The 11,640-nt window shown below is 35.7% G+C and carries 11 protein-coding genes; 6 read left to right on the top strand and 5 right to left on the bottom strand.

Features of this window, described 5'->3' with window-relative positions; translation table 11 throughout:
• Positions 1–3: 3 nt before the first annotated feature.
• From CQA66_RS04820 to CQA66_RS04810, 3 genes are all read right to left on the bottom strand, one after another.
• The gene (locus CQA66_RS04820; protein WP_104762832.1) at positions 4–1,104 is read right to left on the bottom strand and encodes an aromatic ring-hydroxylating oxygenase subunit alpha; all 1,101 of its coding nucleotides are present in this window, start codon (positions 1,102–1,104) and stop codon (positions 4–6) included.
• Between the two features lie 33 nt (positions 1,105–1,137).
• A complete protein-coding gene (locus CQA66_RS04815; RefSeq protein ID WP_104762833.1) occupies positions 1,138–2,724 on the bottom strand; it encodes a BCCT family transporter in 1,587 nt (528 codons plus the stop codon).
• Positions 2,725–3,117: 393 nt separating this feature from the next.
• On the bottom strand, positions 3,118–3,366 hold the full coding sequence (locus tag CQA66_RS04810) for a hypothetical protein (protein ID WP_104762834.1): 249 nt from the start codon (positions 3,364–3,366) through the stop codon (positions 3,118–3,120).
• A 388-nt stretch (positions 3,367–3,754) separates the two neighbouring features.
• Here CQA66_RS04810 and rpsU point away from each other — a divergent pair, with 388 nt between their 5' ends.
• Both rpsU and CQA66_RS04800 read left to right on the top strand, forming a co-directional pair.
• Positions 3,755–3,967 (top strand): 30S ribosomal protein S21, encoded by a 213-nt coding sequence (gene rpsU, locus CQA66_RS04805; protein WP_104762835.1) that lies wholly within the window; start codon positions 3,755–3,757, stop codon positions 3,965–3,967.
• A gap of 70 nt (positions 3,968–4,037) precedes the next feature.
• Entirely contained in the window at positions 4,038–5,357 is a 1,320-nt protein-coding gene (locus CQA66_RS04800) for a hypothetical protein (RefSeq protein WP_104762836.1), read from the top strand.
• On the opposite strand, the gene CQA66_RS04795 is transcribed toward CQA66_RS04800, so the two are convergent.
• Entirely contained in the window at positions 5,348–6,028 is a 681-nt protein-coding gene (locus CQA66_RS04795) for a M48 family metallopeptidase (RefSeq protein ID WP_104762837.1), read from the bottom strand. The genes CQA66_RS04800 and CQA66_RS04795 overlap by 10 nt on opposite strands.
• 72 nt (positions 6,029–6,100) lie before the next feature.
• Here CQA66_RS04795 and rplI point away from each other — a divergent pair, with 72 nt between their 5' ends.
• Positions 6,101–6,553: a 50S ribosomal protein L9 gene (gene rplI / locus CQA66_RS04790; protein WP_104762838.1), complete on the top strand. Its 453-nt coding sequence runs from the start codon at positions 6,101–6,103 to the stop codon at positions 6,551–6,553.
• Here the strand turns inward: rplI and CQA66_RS04785 are convergent.
• Positions 6,524–7,498, bottom strand: a complete 975-nt coding sequence (locus tag CQA66_RS04785) for a TIGR02757 family protein (RefSeq protein WP_104762839.1) — start codon at positions 7,496–7,498, stop codon at positions 6,524–6,526. The genes rplI and CQA66_RS04785 overlap by 30 nt on opposite strands.
• 67 nt (positions 7,499–7,565) lie before the next feature.
• Between CQA66_RS04785 and CQA66_RS04780 the strand changes: the two genes are divergently transcribed.
• The 3 genes from CQA66_RS04780 to CQA66_RS04770 all read left to right on the top strand — a co-directional run bounded on the left by CQA66_RS04780 (position 7,566) and on the right by CQA66_RS04770 (position 11,636).
• Positions 7,566–8,696 (top strand): toxic anion resistance protein, encoded by a 1,131-nt coding sequence (locus tag CQA66_RS04780; protein ID WP_104762840.1) that lies wholly within the window; start codon positions 7,566–7,568, stop codon positions 8,694–8,696.
• 708 nt (positions 8,697–9,404) lie between these two features.
• The gene (locus CQA66_RS04775; protein ID WP_104762841.1) at positions 9,405–10,655 is read left to right on the top strand and encodes a taurine ABC transporter substrate-binding protein; all 1,251 of its coding nucleotides are present in this window, start codon (positions 9,405–9,407) and stop codon (positions 10,653–10,655) included.
• Positions 10,656–10,658: 3 nt separating this feature from the next.
• A complete protein-coding gene (locus tag CQA66_RS04770) occupies positions 10,659–11,636 on the top strand; it encodes an ABC transporter ATP-binding protein (protein WP_104762842.1) in 978 nt (325 codons plus the stop codon).
• Positions 11,637–11,640: the final 4 nt, after the last annotated feature.

Genomic DNA, 11,640 nt, shown 5'->3' with positions numbered 1-11,640 from the left:
GGGCTAATATCGTGCTGCAACTAGATTATGAAAGAATGCAATGCCGTGCTCTGATATGCCAGAATCATTGTAATCTGCCATAATGCGCCCTTGTCCTTTATAACCTCTTGAGTGTAAGCCTTTTTGCACACTTTCAACCAAACGTAAATCCTCTGGACGAAAAACGGTTCTATACCATTCAATAAGGTCTTTTTGTTGCTGTGTCAAATCTTCGTTAGGCAAGAAAATATCGTAGTTTTGTAGAGTTGTTTCAGAATCTATTGGAAACTCAAAGATAACATTCAGCATACCAACTGGATTAACATTCCACATCGTGCAGGGCCATAGCCAAAATCCAGAAAACGATGATTCCCCTTCGAATTGGAAAGATTTATCTGAAGGAATAGCTACACCCCACTGCAACGACCAATTTTTAAAGATTTTATGCCAATATTTATCAACTTGTACAGAATTAGCGAATCCGGGGTGTGCTGGAGCACAATGGTAACATTCCATATAATTATCAACAATATTCTTCCAATTTGCTGGTGTCCTTGTTGTAAATCGTGCCACTCTTTTATAATTTGCTGCATTTGGCAATGCTTGTTCGAAAGATTCCTTGAGTCCGGGCAATTGATCTTGCACTGTTTTTGTGCATTTAGAATCTAAATTGATAAATATGAATCCAGCGTACTCCTCGCATTGAATTGGTGTCAAACAGGCATCATGTTTATTGAAGTTATGTACATTATTGCAATTTCGCGCACTTGCGAATGTCCCATCTTGATTAAATGCCCAAGCATGATAGGGGCATGTTAAACTTCTTGCGCTGCCATCGCCTTCAACAATTCTGTGTGCTCTGTGTGGGCATACATTATAGAAAGCACGCAAGATATTATCACGTCCTCGAATGATTAGCACAGATTCATTAAGAATCTCACGCGTAATGTATTGGTTGGGAGTATTCACTTCACTTGCATGAGCCACACATATCCAATCTTTTGTGAAGATAGTCTCTATCTCATGTGAAAAAACGTTTGGATCAATGTAGCAATCTGCAGGTAGAGTATAAGCTTCTTTTGCGCTTTTACAGAAATCCTTTGGTAGATGAATGGGCTTAGACATAATATCTCCTTTATGATTTGATTCGAAAGATGGCTATTTGCATGTATTTTGCTCGGTATGCACCGCATGGGTTTCTATGACATGCGGGGGAACTCGACCATAATCTCTTAAAAGCCACCTTATGAAACCAAATAGAATAATTAGTAAAATTACTAAAAACGGCAATCCAGAGAGTACGACGGAAGTTTTAAGCGTTGATAGCGGGGCATTAATGTATAAAATTGCTAGCGGGATAAGCGTTAGCACAGCGCACCAAAATAATTTCATGCTACGTCCTGGATCCTGCCCTTCTGCTAAATTGCGCGTTGAAGTGGCAGCCATAGCATAAGCCACTGCGTCCATGTGTGAAGCTAGCATAATAACCATGAGAAAAAGCAAAATAGCAAGAAACATTTTGCCTAATGGTAAATTTAAAAATGTAGCAACTAAGCCCGCTTCACCACCTTTCTGATTGACAATATCAACGACATTGAGTGTTCCCGTTAAAAATTCATGAATGCTATAACTTTCAAGTACTCCAAATAAAAACCAAGTACCAGTAGTCGAGCCAAGTAGGAATGCCCAGATAATTTCACGGATTTTTCTACCGGCTGATACACGGGCTACAAATAACGCGACGGCAGGAGTGTATGAAATCCACCATAACCAATAATAGATTGTCCAAGATTTAGTGAATTCTCCTTTACCAAAAGGATCGGTAAAGAGAGACATTTGGAAATAATGAGAAAAAGTGAATCCGACACTATTAGTAATATTATTGAGAATAAATTCCGTGGGACCAATAACTAAGACAATAGCAGCGAGCAGCAAAGAACCATAACCCACTACCGCGCTCAAAGATTGCATACCCTTGTCTATGCCTATGTATGTACTTAGACAAAACATAGTTGCAGAGATAATTGTAATTATGGCTCGTGTTATAAAGTTGTCTGGAATGTCTGTGAGAGTTGAGACACCAATGCTTAATATGATGACGCTTAAAACTAAAGAAAGTGTTAATGCGCCAACAGAGGACATAAGAAAAACCATATCTATGATTTTACCAACAATACCTCTAGAATCTATTTTGAAAATCGCAGCAACCATTCCAGACAATGATAACCCTTTGTTTTTGCGAACATGAAAGTGATAAGCCATAGCAATAGAAGCTAACGCATAAGTAGACCAAGCACCAATTCCCCAATGAAAGAATGAATAAGCCACAGTTGCTTCTAAGGCTTTTGTTGAATTGGGCTCAATTCCTAATCCGGGCGATTGATAATAATATACCCATTCAATAGTTGCCCAATAAAAAATAGATGAACCTATTCCTGCGCAAATAAACATAAATAACCAAGGTAAGGTTTTGTACTCTGGCTCTTGGTTACCCATTTTTATATTGCCATATTTACTTATTGCAATGTAAAGACACAAAATAAGCCCTAATAGTATTAATAATTGTATGGAAGATCCAAGCATGCTAGTTACCCAATCGAAAACAACGCTCGCCCATCTGTTTGTTGTTTCTGGAAACAAATAGATACACATTGCAATAATTACAACGCAAACAACGGATATGGAAACTAAGGATTTATCAATAGTAGTATTTAATGTATATTCGTGATTTTGCTTGGGATTCATGCTATTCCTTCGCTTCTTAATCAGAAACAATTTATTCGTTAAAATTTACAAATTAATAATATTTATAAAGATACATTATTCTATGAATAAATAGTAAATGAAAATACTTAAATATTGAATAATAGGTTAAATTCTATTTCAATCACATAATAATTACATAATTAAGCAAGCTTCATTTATGTGTTGGTAGAGCAATGGGCTAGTTTTTGTTAATAGAATCATTGTTGCGCTTTGCAAGCTTGTGCGAGTGGATTCTATGAAAGTGTTATTGTTTGCATGTGTGCGTATCAATGTAATGTTGGATTTGAATGGTTTGTAGTTGTTGTTTTTCTCAAAGAAGAGTAAGTCTAAGCATCGTTGATTAACGGGCTATTCTGTGGTTAGATAAATGTTTCATTTTTTTCTTAACAAATCATTTAAACATACTGTGAGTGCCTCCTTAACAATTTGTTTATCCTCCTTACTGGCTGCATAGAATCTGTCATCGAGGTTTTCAATTGCTTTCTCTATGTCGTGTTGTCTTGCGTCAAATGATAAATGCGATAATGCTTTATCTAAATAATGTCTAACCTCATAAAAATTACCATATTGATGTTTTTTGAGGATTCTCAATGCTCTAATAACAACGTCAATAGTAGCCATTATATCTCCAAATATTTTTTAGTTTTCTATAATTTATTGTCAATCATTATCCTTTAGCACAACAAATAGCTTTTGTCGTTATAAATTTTATAGAAAAATTTCTACTTATTCAAGAACTTTTTAATATCTTGTTTAATTTTTAGACTTTCCCTAACTTTTAATTATTTTGCATTCTTAGCCGAGCTATTGTATAACATCTTCATAGTAATCTTTACTGCTAAGAATTTGTATGTGAGAGTAATAGAGAATTTTATGTTGCAATGAGTGATAGAACTTCAATTTTAGCCGTTTTACAATCTGCTGAAAATATTGGTGAATTTTGCATAACTTGAATTTTTCGTGCTAGAATTAAGACTTTGATTATCTTGAAAGAAAGTAGGTGAGGAACATGCCAGGTATTAAGGTAAAAGAAAACGAAACGTTTGATGACGCATACAGAAGATTTAAAAAGCAAGTCGATCGCAATTTAGTCGTTACTGAATGTCGTTCAAGACGTTTCTTTGAATCTGCCACAGAAAGACGCAAGAAGCAAAAGATTAATGCTAAGAAAAAGATGCTTAAACGTCTTTATATGTTAAGAAGATATGAATCTAGGTTGTAATTATTTGTTCCCATTGTAGTATTTTGTGTCTTTGTTTGTTCAATAAAGGTGAGAATGCTTAGGAGCTAAGATGCCAAGTAATCTTTCATTGAATGATTCTGTACCCACACAATCAGATTCATATACAATCCCCACAATCTTTACACAATCCATAGTGCATTTTATAGAGAATAGTTATAACAATGTATTGTTAGATTCTCAAATGCAATTTTTTTTGCAAAAACTTTGCAAAATGGAGAGTTGTAATATGGGTACTTGGAAACATTTTGAAAACTTACAGAATCTTTCTAAGACAAATTCCATTTCTTCTGATGAGCTATGCAAATATTTTATGCAAGATTCTTTATTGTTTCAGAAAAAGCATTATTTTCTTCCTTGTTTCTACAATACCGTGTCTTTTCAGGAATCTCAAAGTCATATTTTCGGATTTTTTGGTCAAGGTGATTATTTCCTCGTGGAAGCATTGAGTCACACGACGTCCCCACAAGAGATTGCTACCCTTGCATTGCAGTATGCTATCAGTTTGCTCTTGAGCCTAGAGTCCGCTGATACTGCTTGTATTCTTGTGATATTGCATGAAGGAGATTCTTGCGCGCATGCACGGCAAACCGAGATTGTAGCGCACTCCCCTTATAAGCTTTATCGTTGCATTCGGCATTTTTATTTTGAGCAGCCATTTGATATTATTGGAGAGAATTATCACTTGTTGAAATGTGCTTCGTTATTCTTAGAATTACGTGGCGCGAATTTAGAGGGCAAGTTCTGTATTATTACGGGGGATAGTATACATTCTTTATTGCTTGCTAAAGGATTAAAGTTGCTTCATGCAAAACCACTCACTTTAAGTAATACAACGGGAGTTCTTTATGATTCAAATGGCTTAGATATAGAATTGCTTGAGACGATTTATGCGCAAACTCATTCTACATCCGTGAATAGCACTATGCAAAATTGGCTAGAGATTTATGCCCATGAACGTCAATGTGATTTTGTTCAACAACCGCAAGCCATTAAAGAGATTCCGGCTTTTGCAACGTTTCTTGCCCATAAAACACCTATAACACGACAAATTATGCAAAGTTTGCTACGTAATGGCTGCAAGTACATTGTAGAGTTATTGCCTAATCTTAGCCTAGAAGCGCAGAGATTGGTTTTGGATTCTCGAATCTGCTACATGCCTTTTGTGCTTGTTGGATGTGTGTATTTTATGCGACAGTTACGTGATATGCAAAACGATACAACAATTTACTTTCGTGCTCTTTTAGAAAATGTAGAATACAAATTACAAGATTCTTATCCCACAAACATTCCGTGTTTTATTACTTTGCAAAGCATTTTTTCTTTTCTTATAGAACAGAATATGGCATGTGATAGGTTGTCTTATGAATGATTCTGAAGTTTTTTTGGCAGGAGATGATAGTATTGTAGGACTTCAGTGTTTTTTGTTGCAAGCGATTTAATTTCTTGTCTCGCAGCTTTGTAATTTGGGTAGTATGTAGCCACTTCAGCCCAGAAGCTTTTTGAGTGATTAGGAAAACGTATATGCGAAAGCTCATGAACAATCAAATATCTTAGTAAATATTCAGGGCAAAGTACATTGCGATAATCAATTTTAATATGCCTACCATGACATTGCCCAAGATAGCTTTTTGCATAGCTAATGCGTAAGCTTTCAAAAGTAAGCCGCATGATATTTGCCATTTCATGCAGTAAAGAGTAACTTTTGTTATAGAGAATCTGCGAAAGAGATTCTATATTGACATGCGAAACTTCGTAGGTTGTATCAAAAATTCTTAACGTGTTGGGGTATCTCAAGAGATATTGAGCAAGATACTCTTGTAGTATTTTCTGTTTCTCGTCTTGCTTTTTGAGTAATCTTTGATGGTGTTTTTTTAGAGCTTCTTGGTTATCGACTATGTATTGCTTGGCATGTTCTAGCTTATTGTGGAATCTTAATGGATAGGTAAAAATAAGATTCCCTTGACGGGTGAGTTTTATATATGAGTTTTTGTTGCGAGGATTAGAGAGTATTTCAAAATGAAACCCTAAGAACTCTTGCAAATCTATCCTTTTTTGTTATTTTCGTTACAATTAAGGGTTATAATCATAGCAAATTCATAGTTGAGGTGTCAAATGCAAGTATTGCTTGTCCAAGATGTTGCGAAATTAGGTAAAGCAGGCGAAATAAAAGACGTCAAAGATGGTTATGGGCAAAATTTTCTTATTGCTAAGGGATTGGCAAAGTTAGCGACTAAGGAAGTGATTAATAAATATCATGCAGAGCAAAAAAAGAAGGCAGAGCTAGAAGCACTAGAGCTCGCGAAAGCAAAACAAATGCAAGAAACCCTTGCAGGAATTGAACTCCAAATCACCAAGAAAATTGGCGCGAACAATAATCTCTTTGGTTCTCTGACTAAAGAAGAGATTTCGAATGAACTCTCTAAACAACACAGAATCACAATTGACAAGAAAGCTTTTGAAATTCCTCAAATCAAATCATTAGGCGCATTTCAGGCGACTATTAAACTTGGGCACGGATTACATGCGACTTTACGGCTACAAGTTATTGCGCAAAAGTCGCCATAAATCGTTGATTGCCACTTTATCAAGTATATTATCTTTCAATTGCCCTATGCGATAAAGCGCAAAATCATATTTAACAGGGTCGTTACTATCAAATTTCCTCAAATGGTTAGTAATTTCTAACACAGCCTTAAGGTTTGCTGTTCTTGTTTGACATAACCCGATTCTTTTACAGATTCTAAATGTATGTGTATCAACAGGCAGCAGGAGATTGCTGCAAGAAACTCTGTCCCATATTCCTAAATCAATACGGTCTTTACGAACCATCCAACGTAAAAACATGTTATAACGTTTCAAGGCGGAATCAGAATCTTTCTTGCCGAAAAGAAATTGTATCGAGCGAGGATATATCTTAGAATCTCCTTTGAATCCTAATTGGCGGCTAGAGTTTGTTGCGGGATAGGTAAGAGAGTATTCTTGCAAAGAGTTTTGCAATTTCTCAAGAATGATTCTCTCAAGTGTTTTTTGGATAGAGAAAATACCTTCTAGCACATTGTATTGTTGTAAATAGCCTTGTAGAAATAATTCATAGATTCCCCCATACTCGATACTATGCGCAAGTGTTAGGAAGCATATTTTTGTATCAAAACGTGTTTGGAATCGGTAATAAGGGAAGTTTGATAGTGGCAGAGATTCTATTGATTTAATTAATGCTTGCGCCGTGTCTTTATTATAGCTATTGTTGTGTTGGTAGTCATTTGTCTTAGCTATATCCTTATGAACGTGTCGCTGTGAAGTAAATAAATGTAGTGGCATGTTTGTTAGATTCTTTACAATTGCTTTTGCGTTGCCATAGGAATAGCATGCGCAGATAAAAGCGATTTCGCTTATAAGAGGTTGCGCGCTAAAGTTTTTTACAATGCAAAGAGGATCTGGATAAACATGTAAGTATTCTTCTGCATTAAATCTTGCGTATTGAGAATCTAAAAGCTCTTGTATTTTTTGCATGTCTGTGCCTTAAATTTTTTGGGTAATTTTATGATAGAATAAGGATATTTCTTGTAGAGAGTAGGATATGTCAAATACCATTATTACGCAATTACAAAATAGTCTTAGTCACGGAAAAATCAGTCGTGATATTGTTGATAATTTTGCAGCAAAAGAAAAGGCACAAAGCATGCAAGTTGCTGAAGCTGTGCAAGGGAATCTTGCGAGTCTTGAAGGTAGGGATAAGGTAGTTTTTGATTCCTTAAAGTCCTTACAAGAAAGTATTGATTCTATGAATCCTTATAATTTTAAGCCATCATTTTTTGAAAGGTTGTTTGGCAGAGCGCAGCAAAGTATGAAGCAGTATTTCTCGAAATTTCAAAGCAATCAATCTTTGCTTAATGAGATTTTGCAGAAGTTAGAAGAAGGCAAGCAAACATTGCTAAGGGACAACGTAGCCCTCGAAATAGAAGCAAGCAAGAATGCTGAATTAGCGCAGGCTATTAGTAAAAAACTAGAAATAGCCAATGAAGCCAATCATTATTTAGAGTCGCAATTACAGCAGCTTGATTCTCCGACAACAGATTCTAGCTTGCTTATAGCTCCTAGCTCTTCACTTCCTAAAGATTCCATGGAATCTAGCGCGTTGGTAGTTTCTGAGGATACAAGTGCGCAAACCCCAGAAATTCAAGCTACTATCACTAATGATCCTTTGCAAATTACTCTTGAGAACAGAGAGGAAATACAAAAAAACATTTTATTCCCTCTTAAACAGCAGATTATGGATTTTCAGCAACAAATTCTTGTGCACAAGCAAGGGGAAATTGCTCTTAAAACATTGATTAACAATAATAAAGAGCTCGCTAATAGCGTAGATAGGACAAAAGCAGTAACACTCAACGCGCTGAATGTTGCTATTATTACGGCACAAGGTTTAGAGCAGCAACAAAGAGTGTTAAGCGCAGTACAAAATATTAATACACAAACAAGTAATCTCATAGCTCATACAAGTGAAAAGTTACGCGAACAAGGCAAGCAGATTCAAGAGGGGGCAAGTAATGCTATGCTTGATATGGATAAACTTAAAAGTGCCTTTGATAATATCTTGGGAGCAATGGATGATATTAAGAATTTTAAATTACAAGCTCTTCCAAAAATGCAAAAAGACATACAACTTTATCAACAATATTTAGATGACCTTAAGAAAAAGGATAAGTGAGTATCATTATATTTACATTCTCGCAACCGCCGCGGGACCACTGCAATGATTGGATTCTATAATCTTGTTACGAATGCAAACTCCACAAATCCAACTCCACTATTAATTCACGTTTTATTCTCAACACATGAAATCTCATTCTTTAATTGCTAACAATCTTGCATTCGTTATTCCATGCGCGAAATTGTTCTCAAACTTTCTATCCTCATAATTTACGCTTATTCTTCTTTGTTTTAGTCTATCAAATCTCTTTTTTTATATTTAACTTATAAATTATTAAAAGTATTGACATAATAAGTTTTTTTAATTATAATATTGTAATATATTATTTATTATTTTTATAAATAATAATATATGTAATTTTTTAATGTTTTTATTATGAAGATTGTGTAATTAAAACATTAGAGATTATTAGCTGTAAGATTTGTGATTAGAAACTTATTTTGTGTTTTACAAGCATGTAGCAAAATCACAGATACGTCTCTAAGCATATACAGACACGGCAGGAAAGCCAATATCGAATCCATACAAAAGGAGAAATTATGCAAGTTAAAACAAGAAACAATATATCTTTAGTCATGTTGCAATGCTGTTGTTGTGGGGTTAAGTGTTGTCAAATAGTACAAGATTTACAACTATTTTATAAGAAAGTTATTCATTTATCTCGCATGTTATTTACACGCAGACAGCAAACAAGGAGGAATTTTTATGCAAAATCAAGGTATCAGAGATACAAACGGTAAGTTGAAATATCGAACATTTTTAGATGTATTGCGCACAGCAATACCATCTCATATTCATAGAATCCTTACGCAAAAATCTATGAAATTTGTCAGAGCGATCGTAGTAAAGAAAGTGATTGTTGCAAGTGGCATTACTAAAATGCGAAAGAATATAAAAGAATACAGAGCTTATCTTTCCTTTCTTCAATCTACATTTCTTGCGGCTTTTGCTTGCTTTTTTGCCCTTAGTGTAGGTGCTAATAGTCTTCTTGCCGCGCAAAATCCTAGTAATCCTAGCACTAATAAAGCACAAAGAACACAGGGCTTACAAGTAAGAATTGGCACACAAAGTATCCCAAGCAGTCATGCGCTAGCCATTGCAAAAGGCTTCGTGCAAGAGGAGTTTTCAAAGCTTGGCGCAACCGCTGTGATTCTCAATTTTGATAGCGGACGCGATATTAATAATGCTTTTGCAAGTAAGAGTATTGATTTAGGATTCTTAGGCACGACACCTTTTGTGATTGGTGCATTAAATGGGATTCCGATCTCGGTTATTTGGGTGGATTTTATTTCGCATGAGAGTGAAGGGTTGGTTGTTAGAAAGGGCACTTTTAACAACATAAATGAACTCAAAGGGCAAAAAATTGCTGTAAGTTTTGGCACTAGCGCGCATTATGCTCTCTTACAAATCTTAAATATTCATAAAATAAGCACTAAAGAAGTAACGCTTCTAGATCTTTCCCCTAATGATATTTTTGCGGCATGGGAGAGAGGCGATATAAATGCTGCTTGTGTATGGGATTTAGCATTAAGCAATCTCAAGAACAAAACTATTCTCTTTAGCGATAAAGATTTGGCAGATAAAGGCATTATTTTGAGCGATATAACAGCCGCAAGAAATGAGTTCCTAGAGGCTTATCCAGAAATTGCCAGTGCTTATATTAAAGCTGTTGGTCGCGCCTATGAATATCGGATAAAAGAACCGCAAGATTCCGCGAAAGTGCTTGCAAGATTCTTTAAAATCCCAGAACGAATTGCGCAAGAACAATTAAGCGAAGTCAAAGCGAAACCTTTATCAATCAAAGAAGTACAAAGCGATATGTTTGGGAATAGCGCGAACAATCTTGCAAATAATCTGCAATCTCTTGCCAAATTTTTATACGCTCAAAAACTTATTCGCACTCTCCCAGATTCTCAAATATTCACTCGCTTTCTTAATGCTAGCTTCTTGGAGTAAAACATGTTAGCGCAAGGGAAAACGTTGCAGAATACAAAGCTGCAAGCATTAAATATTAGAGAATCTCCGTTTGTTTGGCAAGTAGAGGGAGATAATTATAAGAGCACTAAGGATTCAGGTATGAGCAAAGCACCCAATGACATTTTAAAGCAGAGTTTAAAGCAAATAAGCGATAAATCTCATTGCAACAATGCGAGCGATGATGTGTTTTGCAATAGAGTGATTGCTTTGCATAATGTTGGGCTGCAATACCATAATAAATGGGTGTTAAGGCATGTAGATTTTGTTTTGCAAAAAGGTGAGTTTGTTGCCGTTTTGGGGGATTCTGGCTGTGGGAAATCAAGTCTATTGAATCTTATAGCAGGCTTTTTAGTCCCGAGTGAAGGGGAAATTTTATTGTTTAATAAACCACATAATAAGCCAGATTCACAAGTTGGCGTGATGTTTCAAGACCCGCCACTTTATCCTTGGCTAAAGATTCATCAAAATGTTGGTTTTGCATTAAAGATGCGCGGTTTATCCAAGCAAGAAATACAAGACAAATCACAATACTACTTGCATTCTGTGGGATTGGAGCATAAGGCAAATGTTTATCCTTATGAATGTAGCGGAGGTATGCGTTCGCGAGCGCAACTTGCGCAAGTGCTAGCTTTAGAAAGTGAAGTGATTCTAATGGATGAGCCTTTTAGTGCGCTTGATGCTTTTAGTAAGAGAGCTATGCAGGATTTGATAGCGCAGATTCACTTTGAGTTTGCAAAAGCTATTTTTTTTATCACACATGACATTGATGAAGCATTGCGATTGGCACATAGAATTATTGTGCTTAAGCCCTATGTAGATGGCGCGAGTGAAACAAGTATTGTCTATGAGCTTAAGTTGCCATTTACACAGAAAACATGCAGGGAGGGAGATAAGGAATTTTTGGAACTTAAAGATTTTCTCTACGCCCTTATTAAAGAAAAATATGATTATGTTATTTAAGGAG

The sequence above is a fragment of the Helicobacter aurati genome, from assembly GCF_003364265.1.
Classification (GTDB): Bacteria; Campylobacterota; Campylobacteria; order Campylobacterales; family Helicobacteraceae; genus Helicobacter_A; species Helicobacter_A aurati.
Note: the sequence above shows the minus strand (reverse complement) of the source record. Positions and strands in the feature narration are given on the sequence as shown.

Bases quoted from the DNA above. Each gene is read 5' to 3' on its own strand.
- CQA66_RS04780 (WP_104762840.1), top strand. From the start codon at position 7,566: ATGTCAAATACCATTATTACGCAATTACAAAATAGTCTTAGTCACGGA.
- CQA66_RS04775 (WP_104762841.1), top strand. From the start codon at position 9,405: ATGCAAAATCAAGGTATCAGAGATACAAACGGTAAGTTGAAATATCGA.
- CQA66_RS04785 (WP_104762839.1), bottom strand. From the start codon at position 7,498: ATGCAAAAAATACAAGAGCTTTTAGATTCTCAATACGCAAGATTTAAT.
- CQA66_RS04800 (WP_104762836.1), top strand. From the start codon at position 4,038: ATGCCAAGTAATCTTTCATTGAATGATTCTGTACCCACACAATCAGAT.
- rplI (WP_104762838.1), top strand. From the start codon at position 6,101: ATGCAAGTATTGCTTGTCCAAGATGTTGCGAAATTAGGTAAAGCAGGC.
- CQA66_RS04820 (WP_104762832.1), bottom strand. From the start codon at position 1,104: ATGTCTAAGCCCATTCATCTACCAAAGGATTTCTGTAAAAGCGCAAAA.
- rpsU (WP_104762835.1), top strand. From the start codon at position 3,755: ATGCCAGGTATTAAGGTAAAAGAAAACGAAACGTTTGATGACGCATAC.
- CQA66_RS04815 (WP_104762833.1), bottom strand. From the start codon at position 2,724: ATGAATCCCAAGCAAAATCACGAATATACATTAAATACTACTATTGAT.
- CQA66_RS04770 (WP_104762842.1), top strand. From the start codon at position 10,659: ATGTTAGCGCAAGGGAAAACGTTGCAGAATACAAAGCTGCAAGCATTA.
- CQA66_RS04810 (WP_104762834.1), bottom strand. From the start codon at position 3,366: ATGGCTACTATTGACGTTGTTATTAGAGCATTGAGAATCCTCAAAAAA.